The organism is Nonomuraea sp. NPDC003754, assembly GCF_053605785.1.
In genome coordinates this window covers 76,793-93,357 of the sequence record NZ_JBSGJX010000019.1, presented here as the reverse complement: position 1 = coordinate 93,357, position 16,565 = coordinate 76,793, and the positions used below count along the sequence as shown (strand labels likewise).

At 71.5% G+C, this 16,565-nt stretch carries 14 protein-coding genes; 7 read left to right on the top strand and 7 right to left on the bottom strand.

Annotated elements, in window-relative coordinates; genetic code table 11:
* Nucleotides 1-28 precede the first annotated feature (28 nt).
* The 4 genes from ACWEVS_RS23825 to ACWEVS_RS23810 form a co-directional block, all read right to left on the bottom strand.
* Nucleotides 29-1,654, bottom strand: a complete 1,626-nt coding sequence (locus ACWEVS_RS23825) for a hypothetical protein (protein WP_449918465.1) — start codon at nucleotides 1,652-1,654, stop codon at nucleotides 29-31.
* 25 nt (nucleotides 1,655-1,679) lie between these two features.
* Nucleotides 1,680-2,561 carry a carbohydrate ABC transporter permease gene (locus tag ACWEVS_RS23820; RefSeq protein ID WP_354914354.1) on the bottom strand — a complete coding sequence of 294 codons (882 nt, stop codon included), beginning with the start codon at nucleotides 2,559-2,561 and terminating at the stop codon, nucleotides 1,680-1,682.
* Nucleotides 2,558-3,520 (bottom strand): ABC transporter permease, encoded by a 963-nt coding sequence (locus tag ACWEVS_RS23815; RefSeq protein WP_449918468.1) that lies wholly within the window; start codon nucleotides 3,518-3,520, stop codon nucleotides 2,558-2,560. The genes ACWEVS_RS23820 and ACWEVS_RS23815 overlap by 4 nt, the downstream gene beginning before the upstream one ends.
* Before the next feature lie 361 nt (nucleotides 3,521-3,881).
* The gene (locus ACWEVS_RS23810) at nucleotides 3,882-5,015 is read right to left on the bottom strand and encodes an ROK family protein (RefSeq protein ID WP_452418376.1); all 1,134 of its coding nucleotides are present in this window, start codon (nucleotides 5,013-5,015) and stop codon (nucleotides 3,882-3,884) included.
* Between the two features lie 140 nt (nucleotides 5,016-5,155).
* Between ACWEVS_RS23810 and tdh the strand changes: the two genes are divergently transcribed.
* The 4 genes from tdh (at nucleotide 5,156) to ACWEVS_RS23790 (ending at nucleotide 9,423) form a co-directional block, all read left to right on the top strand.
* The gene (gene tdh / locus ACWEVS_RS23805) at nucleotides 5,156-6,199 is read left to right on the top strand and encodes an L-threonine 3-dehydrogenase (protein WP_354914348.1); all 1,044 of its coding nucleotides are present in this window, start codon (nucleotides 5,156-5,158) and stop codon (nucleotides 6,197-6,199) included.
* Nucleotides 6,200-6,307: 108 nt separating this feature from the next.
* The gene (locus tag ACWEVS_RS23800) at nucleotides 6,308-7,477 is read left to right on the top strand and encodes a glycine C-acetyltransferase (RefSeq protein ID WP_449918474.1); all 1,170 of its coding nucleotides are present in this window, start codon (nucleotides 6,308-6,310) and stop codon (nucleotides 7,475-7,477) included.
* Between the two features lie 164 nt (nucleotides 7,478-7,641).
* Complete coding sequence (locus ACWEVS_RS23795; protein WP_452553328.1) at nucleotides 7,642-8,523, top strand: LysR family transcriptional regulator; 882 nt, start codon at nucleotides 7,642-7,644, stop codon at nucleotides 8,521-8,523.
* Between the two features lie 87 nt (nucleotides 8,524-8,610).
* Nucleotides 8,611-9,423: an SAM-dependent methyltransferase gene (locus ACWEVS_RS23790; RefSeq protein WP_452553326.1), complete on the top strand. Its 813-nt coding sequence runs from the start codon at nucleotides 8,611-8,613 to the stop codon at nucleotides 9,421-9,423.
* A gap of 172 nt (nucleotides 9,424-9,595) precedes the next feature.
* Here ACWEVS_RS23790 and ACWEVS_RS23785 read toward each other — a convergent pair whose 3' ends face one another.
* Nucleotides 9,596-10,429 (bottom strand): amidohydrolase family protein, encoded by an 834-nt coding sequence (locus tag ACWEVS_RS23785; protein WP_354914340.1) that lies wholly within the window; start codon nucleotides 10,427-10,429, stop codon nucleotides 9,596-9,598.
* A gap of 135 nt (nucleotides 10,430-10,564) precedes the next feature.
* Here ACWEVS_RS23785 and ACWEVS_RS23780 point away from each other — a divergent pair, with 135 nt between their 5' ends.
* The 3 genes from ACWEVS_RS23780 (at nucleotide 10,565) to ACWEVS_RS23770 (ending at nucleotide 13,085) form a co-directional block, all read left to right on the top strand.
* Nucleotides 10,565-11,458: a TIGR04222 domain-containing membrane protein gene (locus tag ACWEVS_RS23780; RefSeq protein WP_452553324.1), complete on the top strand. Its 894-nt coding sequence runs from the start codon at nucleotides 10,565-10,567 to the stop codon at nucleotides 11,456-11,458.
* Nucleotides 11,459-11,669: 211 nt separating this feature from the next.
* The gene (locus ACWEVS_RS23775; RefSeq protein WP_452553322.1) at nucleotides 11,670-12,170 is read left to right on the top strand and encodes a GNAT family N-acetyltransferase; all 501 of its coding nucleotides are present in this window, start codon (nucleotides 11,670-11,672) and stop codon (nucleotides 12,168-12,170) included.
* A gap of 129 nt (nucleotides 12,171-12,299) precedes the next feature.
* Nucleotides 12,300-13,085, top strand: a complete 786-nt coding sequence (locus tag ACWEVS_RS23770) for a nucleotidyltransferase domain-containing protein (protein ID WP_452553320.1) — start codon at nucleotides 12,300-12,302, stop codon at nucleotides 13,083-13,085.
* Nucleotides 13,086-13,115: 30 nt separating this feature from the next.
* On the opposite strand, the gene ACWEVS_RS23765 is transcribed toward ACWEVS_RS23770, so the two are convergent.
* Together ACWEVS_RS23765 and ACWEVS_RS23760 are read right to left on the bottom strand one after the other, a co-directional pair.
* Nucleotides 13,116-14,708 carry a GTPase family protein gene (locus ACWEVS_RS23765; protein ID WP_452418367.1) on the bottom strand — a complete coding sequence of 531 codons (1,593 nt, stop codon included), beginning with the start codon at nucleotides 14,706-14,708 and terminating at the stop codon, nucleotides 13,116-13,118.
* Nucleotides 14,705-16,564: an ABC transporter gene (locus tag ACWEVS_RS23760; RefSeq protein ID WP_452553318.1), complete on the bottom strand. Its 1,860-nt coding sequence runs from the start codon at nucleotides 16,562-16,564 to the stop codon at nucleotides 14,705-14,707. The genes ACWEVS_RS23765 and ACWEVS_RS23760 overlap by 4 nt, the downstream gene beginning before the upstream one ends.
* Between the last annotated feature and the right edge of the window lies 1 nt (nucleotide 16,565).

Sequence of the window (16,565 nt, the reverse complement as noted above, 5' to 3'; positions counted from 1 at the left end):
CTGTCCTTTCCTTGACGTACGGCGGGGCTCAGCCCTTGGCGATGGAGGCCTCGTACTCGGCCTTCATCGCGGCGCCACCCTTGTCCATCCACTTCTTGACGAAGCTCTGCCACTCCGACAGCGGCTTGCGGCCGGTGACGAAGTCGACGATCGCGTCTGATGCCATCGTGCTCAGTTCGCCGTTCTTCTGCGTGTAGGTGTCGGAGAAGTGGCCCGTCGTGACGCGCGGCTGGAGCATGGGCGCGACCTTGGTCTCGAAGTCGTGGATGAGCTTGGTCCGCTCCGGCTGGCCGGGCAGGAACAGCGCGGACGGCGAGCCGATCACGAACTGCAGCGGCTGCACGGTGGTGGGCACCTCGGCCTTGCCCTTGTCGGTGAAGCCGAGGTCGCCGTCCTTCTTGGTGAAGTGGGTGCCCTCGACGCCGAAGTTGACGAGCTGGTACTCCTCGGTACCGAACGGCGCGGCCAGGTAGTTCAGCACGCCGAGCAGCGTCTCGACGCGCGCCTTGTCGACCTTGTTGCTGATGGCGGTGAAGCCGACCGAGCCGAGGCCCGCGTTGTAGACGGGCTTGGAGGACGGGGTCGCGGCGAACGGCACGATCGCGCCGAGGTTGTACTTCTGGGTCTTGGCGTCGTTGAGGAAGCCGGGGAAGGACTCGACGTAGGCGCCGATCTGACCGTTGGCGACCTTGTCCTTGATGGTGGCCAGGGCGGGGTCGGGCCAGAACAGGTTGGCCTGGAAGCACTTCACCGCGAACTCCAGCGCGGCGAGGTACTCCTGCGTCTCGTACTGGTGGGTCAGCTTGCCGCCCTCCAGCTTCCACGTGTTCGGCGCGCCGTACCAGTGGCTGAACATGTGGACGTGGTTCACGTAGGACGGCTCGAGCGGGTACTTGTTCTTCTTGACGTCGAGCAGCTGCTTGGTCTTCTCGAGGAAGTCGTCGGCGCTGGTGAAGGTGGCGCCGCCGACCGGCTCCCAGTAGTCCTGGTTGACCAGGAAGACCTGACCGAACTTGCTGTACGAGACGGCCACGCCGTACAGCTTGCCGTCGGTGACGGCCGACTTCCACGCCACGTCGCCGAGGTTGGCCAGGTTCGGGTACTTCTTGATGGCGTCGCCGCTCAGGTACGACGTCAGGTCGTGGAACTTGGCGGCCAGCAGCTCGGGCACCCGCTGCAGGCCCTGGTTCGGCGGGAACCACACCAGGTCGGGCAGGTCGTCGCTGGCGATGATGGCGTTGAACTTGTCGGGGTAGCCGTCGCCGACCACGATGTTCATGTCCCACTCGGCGCCCAGCGCCTTGTTGAGCTCCTGGAGGTAGGCGCTCTGGCCGGGGGCGGGCGGCGCCACGTCCCAGGTCTGGGTGAGCGAGGTGATCTTCTTGCCGTCGCCGGGCGGGGCGGCGACGGACTTGACCAGCTCCGTGGGGTACTTCAGGTAGGCGGGGTCCTGGCCCGCGTCGATCGGCAGGTCCGGCGTGGGGATCTTCGCGGCGGTGTAGGTCGGCAGCACGAGCTTCTTCGACAGCTCGGCGCCGCCCTTCTTGACGCCTGCCGCGCCGCCACCCTCGCCCCCGCAGGCGGCGAGGCCGGCGACGGTGGCACCGGCCAGCGCGAGTCCGAGGAAGCCGCGGCGGGACATGGTTGTGGACATGTGTTTCTCCTGGAAAGGGTGCGGTTCAGCCCTTGATGGCGCCCGTGAGGACGCCCTTGGTGAAGTACTTCTGGAGGAAGGGGTAGACGAGCAGGATCGGCACCAGCGCGATGACCAGGACGGCCATCTGCACCGAGGCGGCGGGCAGGTCCCGCACGATGGCGACGTCGGAGCCGGTGGCCGAGGTGCCGCGGAAGATGAACTGCCGCAGCACGACCTGGATCGGGTGCTTGGACTGGTCGTTGATGTAGAGGATCGCGGTGAAGAAGGTGTTCCAGTAGGAGACGGCGTAGAACAGGCCGACCACCGCGATCACCGCCTTGGACAGCGGGATCGCGATCCGCCACAGCATCCGCCACTCGGTGCAGCCGTCCATGCGGGCCGCCTCGAACAGCTCCTCGGGCAGGTTCTGGAAGAAGGCCCTGACCACCACCACGTTGAAGGCGTTGACCAGCACGGGCACGATCAACGACTGGTAGGTGTCGATCATGCCGAGCTCCTTGACCATGAGGTAGCTCGGGATCATGCCGGGGGTGAACAGGAACGTGGCCAGCACCATCAGCAGGATCGGCTTGCCGCCGAGCAGGCCCCTGCGCGAGAGCGCGTAGCCGAGGAAGACGGTGCAGATCAGGCTCAGCGCGGTGCCGGTCAGCGTGATGCCGATGCTGATCAGCACCGACCTGGTGACCGCGCCGCCCGACAGGATCAGGCTGTAGGCCTCGAAGGTCGGCTGGGAGGGGAAGAGCACGTAGCTGCCGCCGTTGGCGATGCTCTCCTCCCGCCCCATCAGGCTCGTGCCGACGGCGAGCCCGAACGGGTACAGCACGGCCACCACGACCGCGGCCAGCACGACGAACTTCAGCGCGCGCCCGGCGATCGACGGGCGCTCCATCCATGGCGGCCTCACCGGTAGATCCCCTGCTCTCCGAAGCGGTGTGCGAGCTTGTTGGCCGCGTAGATCAGCGCCGCGCCGATGAGGCCCTTCATCAGGCCTGCCGCGGTGCTCATGCCCCAGTCGCCGTCACGGATGCCGTGGTAGTAGACGTAGGTGTCGATGACCTCGGCGGCGCCGGCGCCGACCGCGTCCCGTTGCAGGACCATCTGTTCGAAGCCGACGGACAGGATGTCGCCGAGGCGCAGGATCAGCATCATCAGGATGACCGAGCGGATCCCGGGCAGCGTGACGTGCCAGAGGCGGCGCTTCCAGTCGGCGCCGTCGATCGCCGCGGCCTCGTACTGGTTCAGGTCGATGGCGGTGATCGCGGCCAGGAAGATGATCGTGCCCCAGCCGCAGTCCTTCCAGATCACCTGGGCCGTGACGAGCAGCTTGAAGGTGTCGGGGTTGGACATCAGGTTGCCGATGGTGATGCCGTGGGAGTTCAGGAACCCGCTCACGGTGCCGGCGCCGCCGATGACCTGCTGGAACATCGCGACCACCACGACCCACGACAGGAAGTGGGGCAGGTAGACGACCGACTGGATGAAGCGCTTGATCCGGTGGCCGACCAGCGAGTTCAGCAGCAGGGCGAGCGCGATGGGGGCGGGGAAGTACAGCAGCAGCTGCAGCGCGGTGATCTCCAGCGTGTTGCCGACGGCGGACCAGAACTCCGGCTCGGCCAGCAGCGTCGCGAAGTTCTCCAGGCCGACCCACGGGCTGCCGGAGATGCCGAGGAAGGGCGCGTAGTCCTTGAACGCGATGACGTTGCCCAGCAGCGGGACGTAGAAGAAGACGGCGAAGTAGAGGACGCCGGGCAGGCACAGCGCCAGCAGCGTCCAGTCGCGTCTCAGCCGGTCGCGGATGCTCCCGCGGTGGGAGTGGACGTCCGTCTGGGCATCCACCAGGGGGGTTGCCGTGGATGCGACCACGTCTCACCTCCAAGTCGGAACGGGTTGCCGTGAGGTTAGCGCCCATTTATGAAAGTTACTAGGGTAAACCCCACATTTATGCGCAGTCGTGCCCCAGCATCGCCGTCCTCGGGCACGCATCCCGCCCCTGTTAAGCAACCTCTCAGGAGAAAGCGGCTACCTGGATGATCTGCCGCCGCATCGTGACGAAGCGGTGCGCACCTTCCAGGCGAAGGGCATCACCAAGCCCCCGGCGCCGACGGCCGGCACGCTCGCACGGTGGGCCCACTTCTTCAGCAGCCGGAACCGGATCACGGTGAGGACCGGCGTGATGGCCGGCAGCACCACCGCCGGCGTGGCCGCGTGGCCCGATAAAGACGATCTACGAAAAGAGCACGGCGTCGCCGTGGTTCAGCGCCATCCGCGCCGCGCCGAGCGTGATCGACTCGCTGCCCAGCTCCGACGCCACCACCCTGGGCGGGTAGAGGCAGGCCTCGTCCAGGTAGCTCTGGATCGGTCCGACCAGCAGATCGCCCGCGGTGGACAGGCTGCCGCCGACCACCACCATCTCCGGGTCGAGCGGGTTGACGATGCTGATCAGGCCGCCGGCCAGGTGCCGGGCGAACCTCGAGACCGCCTCCGCGGCCTGCGCGTCGCCCGCGCGGGCCCTGGTGATGGCGAACTCGGCGCTCTGCCTCGTGGACCTGAGCTCGCCCGGCTCCACGGCCATGGCGTAGTCGAGGACGTGCCTGAACGCGGCCCAGTGGTCGCCCGCCTGCACGCCGATCTCACCCGAGGCCGCGTTGGCCCCCCGGTACGGAACCCCGCCGATGAGGAAACCGAGACCCAGCCGGTCGCCGGTGAACAGGTAGACGACGTTGCTCCGGCCCTGGGCGGCCCCCCGCCAGTGCTCGGCCAGCACGGCCAGCCGCATGTCGTTCTCGACGAGGATCGGCGCGGGGATCCGCTTCTCCAGCTCGGCCCGCAGCTCCACACCCGTCCACCCGGGCAGCACGACGCTCTTGACCACCCGGCCCTCGCCGTCGACCACGCCGGTGGTGCCCACCCCCACCGCCACCAGCCCGGACGGCTCGCGCCCCACCTCCGCGGCGGCCCTGAACACCAGGTCGCGCACCAGGGCCAGCCGCTCGACCGGGGCCGCGTCGCGCGGCAGCGGCTCCCTGCAGGAGGCCAGGATGGTGCCCCCGAGGTCGGCGGCCATCGCGCGGACGCTGGACGAGCCGATGCCCACGCCGACCACGTGGCCCGAGGAGGCGCGGAAGCGGTAGCGGCGCGCGGGCCGGCCGCGCTGCCGGTCGCCCTGCTCCTCCTCGCACTCCTCCGCCCAGCCGTCGCCGAGCAGGTCCTCGACGATGACCTCGGCCGTCGGGCGCGAGACCCTCGCGGCCCTGGCGAGCTCGGTCAGCGTCGCGTCTCCCGCCCCCCGCATGGCGCGCAGGATCGCCGCGGAGTTGAGCTTCCTCAGGAGGGACGCGTCACCGCTGACCTGTCTCATGGTGGGTCATTCTACTTTGACAAGGTTCTTTCGATAAATCGTGTAGCGGGGCTGACAGGGCCGTTAAGAAAACCTCGATGGACACGAGGGGTGATCACCGGCACAGTGCGTAAGGTTGTCAGGAGGGGGAAACGACCGTCATGAAAGCGCTGGTCAAGCAGAAGGCCGAACCCGGCCTGTGGCTGATGGACGTGCCCGAGCCCGCCGTACGGCCGGGCGAGGTCAAGATCAAGGTGTTGCGTACCGGAATCTGCGGCACCGACCTCCATATCCGGAAATATGATGACTGGGCGAAGCACACGCTGACGCTTCCGCTCATCGCCGGGCACGAGTTCTCCGGCGAGGTCGTCGAGGTCGCACCGGGCGTCGAGGACATCCAGGTCGGCGACCTCGTCAGCGGCGAAGGCCACATCGTCTGCGGCAAATGCCGCAACTGCATGGCGGGCCGCCGCCACCTGTGCATCAACACCATCGGTCTCGGCGTCCACCGCGACGGCGCGTTCGCCGAGTACGTGACGCTGCCGGCCTCCAACGTGTGGGTGCACCGCATCCCCGTCGACCCCGACATCGCGGCGATCTTCGACCCGTTCGGCAACGCCGTCCACACCGCGCTCTCCTTCCCAATGGTCGGCGAGGACGTGCTGATCACCGGCGCGGGCCCGATCGGCCTGATGGCCGCGGCCGTCGCCACGCACGTGGGCGCGCGCAACGTCGTCATCACCGACGTCAGCCCCGAACGGCTCGACCTGGCCGGCAAGCTGGGCGTCAGCCTCGCCCTGAACGTCGCGCAGACCTCCATCGCCGACGGCTGGAAGCAGCTCGGCATGCGCGAGGGCTTCGACGTCGGCCTCGAGATGTCGGGACACCCGCAGGCCATGCGCGACATGATCGCGAACATGACCCACGGCGGCAGGATCGCCATGCTGGGCCTGCCCGCCGAGGAGTTCGCGATCGACTGGGCCACGGTCGTCACCTCGATGATCACCATCAAGGGCATCTACGGCCGCGAGATGTACGAGACCTGGTACAACATGTCCGTCCTGCTGGAGAAGGGGCTCGACCTCTCCCCGGTGATCACCCACAGGTTCCCCGCCCACGACTTCGACGCCGCCTTCGACACGGCGGCCAGCGGCAGGGCCGGCAAGGTCATCCTCGACTGGAGCGACGCCGCGCCCCGCGCGTGACGGCTCGCCGTACCCACCCCTTCCCCAGCACCACCAGACCCAGGCGACGACGGAGAGGGCGCGCGCGGACCGCGCGCGCGAACCCTTCAGCAGAGATTGGAGCGCGCGATGTTCGGAACGACGCGGGATGACCTGCGGGCCACGCTGGACGAGATCGCCTCGGCAGGGCTGCTCAAGCCCGAACGCGTCATCACCAGCCCGCAGAACGCCACGGTCGGCGTCGCGGGCCGCGAGGTACTGAACTTCTGCGCCAACAACTACCTCGGCCTCGCCGACAACCCCGAGGTGATCGAGGCCGCCAAGCAGGCGCTCGACACGTGGGGCTTCGGCATGGCCTCCGTGCGGTTCATCTGCGGCACCCAGGAGGTGCACAAGGAGCTCGAGTCGCGTCTTTCCGACTTCCTCGGCATGGAGGACACCGTCCTCTACAGCTCCTGCTTCGACGCCAACGGCGGCGTGTTCGAGACGCTGCTCGACGCCCAGGACGCGGTGATCTCCGACGCGCTCAACCACGCCAGCATCATCGACGGCATCAGGCTGTCCAAGGCCCGCCGCTACCGTTACGCCAACCGTGACATGGCCGAGCTGGAGGCCCGGCTGAAGGAGGCCGCCGACGCGCGGCGCAAGCTGATCGTGACCGACGGCGTCTTCTCCATGGACGGCTACGTCGCGCCGCTGCGGGAGATCTGCGACCTGGCCGACCAGTACGGCGCGATGGTCATGGTCGACGACTCCCACGCGGTCGGCTTCGTCGGCCCCACCGGGCGCGGCACCCCCGAACTCCACGGCGTGACCGACCGGATCGACATCATCACCGGCACCCTCGGCAAGGCACTGGGCGGGGCCAGCGGCGGCTACGTCGCCGCCCGTAAGGAGATCTGCGAGCTGCTGCGGCAGCGCTCCCGCCCCTACCTCTTCTCCAACTCCCTCGCCCCGGTCATCGCGGCGGCGACGCTGCGCATCCTCGACCTGCTGGAGACCTCCAGCGAGGCCCGCGAGCGGCTGCGCGACAACACGCGGCGGTTCCGGACGCAGATGACCGAGGCGGGCTTCGACGTGCTGCCCGGCGACCACCCGATCGCCCCCGTCATGATCGGCGACGCCGCCGAGGCCGCCGCGATGGCCGAACGCCTCCTCGACCAGGGCATCTACGTGATCGGCTTCTCCTACCCCGTGGTCCCCCACGGCCAGGCCCGCATCCGCGTGCAACTGTCCGCCGCCCACACCCCCGCCGACGTCGACCGCGCCGTCGCCGCCTTCATCACCGCGCGACACTGATCCCCGCACCCCCGGGCCGGCTCGCCTTCCCTCAAAGGCAAGCCAGCCCGAAAGGCAAGCCAGCCCGGCCACCGCTCCTATAAGGCAAGCCGGCACCCCACCCGGGGCCGCGCGCAGGTCCGTGCGCAGAGCGGCCACCGGTGGGGGCGGGTCACAATGGGCGGGTGATTGATAGTCGGCGGCTCCGGACGCTGCGCGCGGTGGCGGATCACGGCACCGTGACCGCGGCGGCCGCCGCGCTGCACCTCACGCCCTCCGCCGTCTCCCAGCAGCTCGGCGCGCTCGAGCACGAGGTGGGGCACCGCCTGTTCGCCCGCGACGGCCGGGGCATCAGGCTCACCGCGGTGGGCCGCATCATGCTGGCCCACGCCGACGAGGTCCTCGCCCAGCTCGAACGTGCCGAGGCCGAGGTCGCCGCCTACACGACGGGTTCGGCGGGCGAGGTGACGGTGGCCTCGTTCGCCACCGCGATCAGTGTCGTGCTCGCGCCCGCCGTCAGCGCCCTGCGGGTGAGCGCGCCCGCGCTGAAGATCCGGGTCCTGGACGCCGAGGGCGACCGCGGCCTCACCATGCTGCTCGACGACGAGGCGGATCTGGCCATCGCGGTGGAGTACCGCGGCGCGCCCGACGACCATCGCCTGACCCGGCTGCCCCTCTACGCCGAGCCCTTCGACCTGTTGCTTCCGGCGGACCACGCGCCTGCCGGCACGCTGTCGGAGGTGGCGGACGAGCCGTGGATCGGCCCCTATCCCGGCAATCCGGTCCACGACGTGATCGCGTTCGCCTGTGAGAGGGAGGGCTTCACGCCGGGGTTCGCGCACTCCTCCGACGACTTCCGCGCCGTGGTCGCGCTGGTGGGCGCTGGTGCGGGGGTCGCGCTCGTGCCCCGGCTGGCGTTGCGCGACCTCGACCTGTCCAGGGTGGTCGTCCGCCGGATCCCCGGCCCGGAACGCCGTGTCTTCGCGGCGGTCCGGCGGGGGGCCGACCTCCATCCGTTGCTGCGCCCGCTTCTCACCACTCTCACCGCGAGCCGGCCCCTGGACTGATATCTCGATAATCGAGATAAATCTGAACGATCTCTCGGTGGCGGTTGAGTAGCATGGCGATCCAGAGGTTTGAGGCAAGGAGACGCCGTGGCCGAGTTAGAGCGTGTTCCTCCGGGTGTCGATCCGACGGTGCCGAGTTCGGCGCGCGTCTACGACTACCTCCTCGGCGGCAAGGACCACCTCGCCATCGACCGCGCGGTGGCCGACCGGCTGCTCGCCGTGGCACCCGACACCCGGTTGGTGGCCCGCGCCAACAGGCTGTTCCTCACCAGGGCGGTGCGCCATCTCGCCGAGCAGGGCGTGCGGCAGTTCATCGACCTGGGCACCGGCATCCCGACCTCGCCGAGCGTCCACGAGGTCGCGCGCGCGGTGAACCCCGCGTGCCGGGTGATCTACGTCGACTACGACCCGGTCGTGCGGCTGCACGCCCAGGTGCTGCTGGCCGACGTGCCCGGCGTGGAAGGCATCCAGGCCGATGTGCGCCGCCCCAAGGACATCCTCGGCGACCCCTACGTCGGCGGCCTGATCGACTTCGAGCAGCCGCTCGGGGTGCTGATGGTCGGGCTCCTGCACTACGTGATGGACGAGGAGGACCCCGCCGGGATCGTGGCCGCCTTCAGGGACCGCATGGCGCCCGGCAGCCACCTGGTGCTGACCCACGGCATGGCGGAGAGCCATCCCGAGGCGATCGCCCGGCTGACGACCGCCACGGCCAGCTCCCCCGCGCAGGCCGTCTTCCGCGACCGCGCCCGGGTCCTGCGGTTGTTCGACGGGTTCGAGCTGATCGGACCGGGCCTCGTTCCCGTGCAGGACTGGCGCGTCGACGACGAGGACGACCTCAACCTGCTGGACGCCCCGCCGCGCCTGCGCATCGACGGCGGGGTCGGCGTCCTGCGCTGAGCCGTCCCCTCAGCTCGGCTCTGGCCGCCTCAACCGGCCACGAGACCGCGCCGCCCCCGCCGAGCGCCATGGCGGACCGTCTCGGCGATCCCGTGCCAGACGCCTTCGGCTCGGCCTGCTCGGTAGAGAGCGGCGAGGTCGCCGACGGGGCGGCGCGGCTGGTTCTCCTGACTCAGTCCTCCGCGCCCAGCCTGAAGACGCGGCGGGCCGTACCGCCGAGGAAGTCGGCGCGCGCCTCGGCCGTCAGCTCCAGCTCGTCGACCTGGGCGAGCGCGCGGTCATGGGACAGCTGGGGCCAGTTGGTCCCGAACATCACCTTGCCCCTGCCGTAGGTGTTCATGAAGTGCACGAGCTGCGGCGGGTAGTAGCGCGGCAGGTAGGCCGAGGTGTCGATGAAGACGTTGTCGTGCTTCCACGCCATGCCGATCATCTCGTCGGTCCACGGATAGCCGATGTGGCCGCCGACGATCATCAGCTCGGGCAGGTCCAGCGCGATCCTGTCCAGGTACGGCACCGGCCGGCCCGTCTCGGACGGCTTCAGCGGCCCCGTGTGCCCGACCTGGGTGCAGAAGGGAACGCCCAGCTCCACGCAGGTGGTGTAGAGCGGGTAGTAGAGCCGGTGGTCGGGCGGCAGCTCCCACAGCCACGGCACCATCCGCAGCCCGACGAACCCCAGCTCCTCCACCGCGCGGCGCAACTCGGCCACGGCCGCGACCGGATGGGCCAGGTTCACCGCCGCCAGCCCCGCGAACCGGTTCGGGTAGGCCGCGGTGAAGGTGGCGACGTCGTCGTTGCTGATCACCCATCCGCCCGGCCGGTGCCAGGCCGACAGCAGGAGCATGTCGACGCCTGCCGCGTCCATGAGCGCGACCAGTTCCCCCGGCGTGACGGGCTTGTCGATCAGGTCGGCGCTCCCCGACTTCTCGAACAGCCGCCGGATCTCCGGCATGGGCAGCCTGCCTGGCCGTCCGCCCATGGTGGGTTGCGCCCACACATCGATAATCACCTTCCCACCCTCTCCCGCACCGGCCGGACGATCAATGCCGGACAGGCGAAAGATCGTGCACGACCGCTCAACGATGCTCCCAACACGGCTCCCGACATCGCGGCAGGATGAAGGGTGGAAGCTCGAAGGCGACACATGGAGGCGATCATCGACCTCGTCTTACTTCTCCTGTCCTGCTGCGTCGCGGTGGTCTCCGCGGTCGGCGCGCTGAGGGTGCGACCGGGCCGCTACCCGGCCCACGCCGATGTCGGCAGGGACCGGCTCGCCTACCTGGCGGGCGGCCACACCCGCGTCGTCAACGCCGCGCTCGCCGAACTCGTCGCGAGGGGCACGGTCACGATCTCCGCCACGCGGCGCATCCAGGTCTCCTCCTCCGGCCCGGAGGCGCGCGGACCGATCGAGACCACTCTCGTCGAGGCCGCCCGCGGCTCCGATGACGGGTTGGAGGTCCATCTGGCGCATCAGGCCGTCACGGACGACGACGTCAAGCGGCTCGTCGGCAAGGGTTGGGTGACCGAGCGGGCGGCGGAGCGGGCCCGCCGGCTGCTGGGCGTCACGACCGGCGCCCCCGCGCTGGGCCTGGTCATCACGCTCGTCCTGCTGGGTCTGCGCGCGATCCCCGCCGCGGGCCTGACGTACGCCGCGGCCGGGGTGTTCGGCCTGGCCACGGCCGCCGGCCTGACCGGCCTCTGGACCACGGGGCGGGTCTCCCGCCTGCTGCGGGACGCGCGGCTCGCCCAACCCCGGGGCGAGCGTCCCGCCCGTCCTTCGCCCGAGGCCATCGGGCGCGGCGTGGCACTGCACGGCCTGCAGGAACTGCCCGACCGCAGAGTCAGGGCCGCGCTCGGCCACCGGCCCCACCCCCGACCCCGACCCGTCCGGCACACCCGCCGCAAGAGCGGCCGTCGGCGATACGGGGGCGATGGCGGCTACCACCACACCTACGACACCGGTGGCGGCATGGGCGATGGCGGGGGCTGGGGCGATGGCGGCGGGGGCGGGGGCGGAGGGGACGGCGGCGGAGGCTGAAGGGCCTGCCGGGCGCGCTCGCTTCGCGCCATGGCGGCGGCGTCGAGACAGTCGCGGGCTCGACAGGCCGCCCTGCTACTCTGCTGCGGCGCGCGAGACGAGGGAGGTCGATGAATATGGCTGTCAGCCGGCCATGTCGTCATGCCCTTGTCCGGGCCGCCGCACGCTGAGAGCGCGGTCCGGCTCCTCCCAACGACCAGGAGTCTTCGCGTTGTCCACTTTCCAGCTCTCCGGCACCGACCTGATCACCGACCGCCTCGTCCTGCGGCCGTGGTCGTCCGCCGAACTCGCCGCCGTCCTCGACGGTCCCCGGCCCGCGCACTGGGCCGAGGACTTCCCCTCCGAGGGTGACCGCGTCATCGCCGGCTTCATCGCCGAGCACCCCGCCGCCGCCGGCGAGTACGGCCAGCGCCAGATCGTCGAGCGCGAAACCGGCCTGGTGGTCGGTGCGATCGGCCTGTTCTGGCCGCCGAACGACGGCTCCCTCGAGATCGGCTACGGCGTCGTGCCGTCCCGCAGGGGCCGCGGCTACGCCACCGAGGCCGCGGGCGCCATGGTCGCGTTCGCCTTCACCGCGCCCGGGGTGCACACCGTGCATGCCGGCGTGGAGCAGGCGAACCCGGCCTCGGCGCGCGTGCTCGAGAAGGCGGGGCTGCGGCTGCTGAGCAGCGACGCCACGACCGCCCGCTACGCGGTCACGCGCCCCGCGTAGTCCAGCCCCGCGTAGTCCAGCCCGCGTAGTCCAGCCCGCGTAGTCCAGTCGACGGGGTCCGGTCGACGGAGTTCAGCCGACGGAGAAGGGGACCGGCGGGCCGCCGCCGGTCCCCGTAGGGTCATCCGGATGACCGACAAGATCGACGCGTCCGTCGAGGCCGTGTGCGCGGCCTATCTCGACCTGGCCGACCGGCACGCGCCCGGGCTGGTCGAGGGGCTGTACCTGCAGGGTTCGGCCGCGCTCGGCGACTTCACACCCGGGGTGAGCGATGTCGACTTCGTCGCGGTGATCCCCGAGGGCGCCGACGTTGAGCCGTTGCGCGAGGTCCACGCCCGGCTGAAGGAGCGCGGCAGGTCACCGCACTTCGACGGGCTCTACGTCACCTGGGACGACCTGCGGCGCGACCCCGAGCAGACCCCCGCGCGCCCGGGCGTGCACGCCTGGCGGTTCGAGGCCGAGAGCAGGTTCGAGCGGCACCTGGTGACCTGGCACGTCCTGGCCCAGAGCGGGGTGACGGTCAGGGGGCCCGCCGTCGCCGAGGTCGGCGTCCACACCGACTGGGACCTGCTGGCCCGCCGTACGCGGGAGAACCTGGCGGGCTACTGGACGCGATGGGCGGAGAAGTCGTCCAGGACCACCTCGCTCTGGGGGCTCGCCGCGCTCGTCCCGGCGCAGACGAGCTGGGGCGCGCTGGGGGTGACCAGGCTGCACCACACGCTCGCCGCGGGCGAGGTGACGTCGAAGACGGCGGCGGGCGAGTACGCGCTGCGCCTCTTCGACGAGCGCTGGCACCGGATCGTCAGGGAGGCGCTGCGCATCAGGAAGGGCGGGGCGGCGCTGTACCGCAACCCGTTCGCCCGCCGGGCCGAGCTGATCGCCTACATGCGGATGGTGCTGGCGAACGTCCCTTGACGGATCGGCGGCGCCGGGGCACGGCCGGTCTCAGGACCTGGCCACGCCCAGCGCCTCGGTGAAGCGGACGTACCTGTCCAGCTCCTCCTTCACCGGCTCCAGCACCAGCTCCTCGCCCACCTCCGCCACAGCCGACCGCAGCGCCCTCGCGACCCGCCTGGCCCTGCGCCGGCCGCCCAGCCGTGCGGCCAGCCGGGAGAGCAGCGCGATCAGCAGGCCGGCGATCGCCCCGCCGATCAGCAGGACGGTCGGCCACGGCACCTCGCCGACCGTCGGCAGGGGCGGCTCGGGCAGCCGCAGATAGGTCAGCAGGAACAGCACGCCGAGCCACACCGCGCCGAGCACCGTCGCCGCGAACACCAGCCACTGCAGCCCGCCGACGGCCGCCCACCAGCGGGGGCTGCGCGTCACACCGAACGAGGCGGCCGCCACCACCTTGTCGAGCGCCGCCGCCAGCTCGCCTTCGCGCGAGCGGGCCGCGTGCCGTACGGCCACGGCCCACGGCGGGGGCAGCTCGCGCGCGGCCGCCTCGCCGACGTCCCTGATGGCGGTCTCCATGCGGGCCCGCTGCACGGCCGACGCCTCGGGCAGCGAGGTCCTGCCCACCAGCTCGCCCTTCGCGCCGCTCCCCAGCCCCAGCCTGCGCAGCGGGTCGGGCCTGAACCTGCGCATCCACCTGGTCACCGGCCAGCCGGTCGCGGCCACCGCGCGGTGCGTGTGGGCCCTGGCGACCGCCTCCACCACCAGCGGCACGCCCGCCGCCTCGGCGAGCGCCGTCGTGAGCCGCCCCTCCCGCGGGACGGCGGGGCCGGAGTGGTCCGCCGCGCCGGCGGCGGCGAGGCGTCCCGCGGCGGTGGACACGTCCGCCGCCAGGCGGGCCGCCCACGACGTCCGTTCGGCGACGCGCTCCTCCAGCAGGGCGCGCAGCTCGGCCAGCCCGGCGCCGGTCCGCGCCGAGGCGCCCATCACGGGCACGCCGCGCAGGCCGTCCTCGTCGAGCAGGCGGCGCAGGTCGGCCGCGCAGCGTTCGGCCGCGCCCGGCGGCAGCCTGTCGATCTGGTTGAGCACGACCACCATCACCTCGCCGTGCTCGGCCAGGGGGCGCAGGTAGCGGTCGTGGAGGGCGGCGTCTGCGTACTTCTGCGGATCGACCACCCACACCAGCAGGTCGACCAGCTCGACCAGCCGGTCCACCTCCAGCCGGTGGGTCAGCTCGATGGAGTCGTGGTCGGGCAGGTCGAGCAGGACCAGCCCCTGGGGGTCGCCGGTCACCTCGTGGCGGTGCGGCACCTGGAGCCAGTCGAGCAGCGGTCCTGCTCCCGTGCCGTCCCACAGCGCCGCCTGGGCGGTCGAGGTGGTGGGCCTGGTGACGCCCACCGTGGCCAGCTCGCCGCCCGCCAGCGCGTTGAACAGCGACGACTTGCCGCTGCCCGTCGCGCCCGCGAGCGCGACCACCGTGTGGTCGACCGAGAGCTCGCGCCGTGCGCCTGCCCGCTCGGCCACCTCCCGCGCCGCCGAGACCGGCTCGTCGGGAAGCCTGCCCTCCGCGAGCTCCGCCGCCTTCAGCAGGCCGGTCAACCGGTCGTCCAGCGAGGGGATCTCCTCGCGCCGCGACAGCTTCACGCGCCCTCCCCGCCCCGCGCCGGCCGCCGCCCGTCCTCGCCCGCCGGGTCCTCCCGCACCTCGACCGGATCGACCAGCCCGTCCGCCAGCTCCGGATCGGCCTGTCCGCTCGCGAGCTCCGGCGCCTCGACCGCCGGGAGTCCGTTGGTCGGGGCCGCCGGGAGTTCGGCTCGGTGGTCGCGGACAGCGTGAGCCGCCGCCAGCAGTTCGCCCGCCATGCCCTCCGGCACCGACACCTCCTCCAGCAACGACGTGAACCTGGCCGCCTCCGCGTCGAGCAGCGCCTGCACCCTGGACCGCAGGTCCTCCCGCGCCTTGGCCGTCAGCGTCCGCACCGCCTGGTCCCCGAAGATCGCCTCCAGGACCTTCTGCGACAGCACCGACGTGCCGCCCGCGATGCCGATCTCCACCCCCGTCAGCCCGCCCGTGGAGGCGAAGACCGCGAGCATCAGCAGCAGCCCCGCCCCGTTGACCCCGAAGGAGGCCGCCCGCGCGCTGGTGCGCTTGGCCGCGCCCTCCTCCCTGACCAGGTCGAGCACGTAACCCTGCCAGCCGCGCACCACGTCGTCGTAGTCGATGCCGGACGAGGCGCGGCCCAGCCTGGCCGCGGCGAGCGCCCCCGCCTTCTCCAGCAGATCCTTGCCGCCGGGCGCCGCCGTCCAGCCGTCGAGGGCCCGCTCGGCCGCCGCGTCCGCCGCCCCCCTGATCAGCGCGGCGACGCCGCTCTCCAGCGCCACCCGCAGCCTGGCCTGCGGCGCCTCCCGTCCGGTGAGCACCGCCGACAGCCGGTCGCGCAGCCAGCCGATGCGCGACTCGAGCGAGCGCATGAGGTCGCCGGTGCCGATGAAGTCCTGCCATCGCGCCATCACCTCGCCGCGCAGCAGCGAGCCGTCCCGCATGCCCTCGTCGAAGTCGGCCATCCCGCCCGAGTAGGCCGCCGCGACGATGTCGGCCAGCCGTTCGGCACCCTTGCGCTGCCTGGCGACGGCCACCGCCAGCGCCGGGACCCTGCTCCCCAGGCTGTCCAGCGCTCCCGCGAGCGTCTGGCGCACCACCCGGGCCCGCGCGGCCGAGGAGGCGGCCAGTCGCGCCAGCCAGTCGTTGATCGGGCGCACGGCGTCGGGGTGCAGCCGCCCCCTCTCCGTCAGCAGCACCGCCTCCTGGACGGTGAACAGCGGCGTGCCCGCGAGGCCGTTGACCTCCAGCAGGCGGGCCAGGTCGGCGGAGACGGGCCCGACCGCGTCGGGCGGCACCCGGTCGAGGATGATCGCGAGCGCGGTGCTCCGCTCGCGCGCCGAGCGCAGGAAGCTCCACGGAACCTCGTCGGCGTAACGGGCGGCGGTGGTGACGAACAGCCACAGGTCGGCCGCCGCGAGCAGTTGCGCCGCCAGCTCCCTGTTCGCGGTCACCACCGAGTCGATGTCGGGCGCGTCGAGCAGCGCGAGACCCTGCGGCAGCGCGGGCGCGCTCACCACGCGCAGCGTGCCCGGGTCGCCGGAGGCTCCTGTCACACGCGGCAGTCCGGGCAGGACCGCCAAGGACATGAACCAGTGCGTGTCGGCCGGGCTCGCCACCAGCGTCGGCGCCAGCGTGGTGGGCCGCAGCACGCCCGGCTCGGACACGTCGGCCCCGACGAGCGAGTTGACCAGCGTCGACTTGCCGGCACCGGTCGAGCCGCCCACGACGGCCAGCAGCGGCGCGTCGATCGCGGCCAGCCTGGGCAACAGGTAGTCGTCCAGCTGTCCCTTCAGCTCGCGCAGCGCTCGCCTGTCGGCCGCCACGTCCCCGATGTCCAGCGGGAACAGCTCGCGGTCGAGCAGGCCCCGCAGCGAACGCAACGCCTCGAGGAGGTCCATG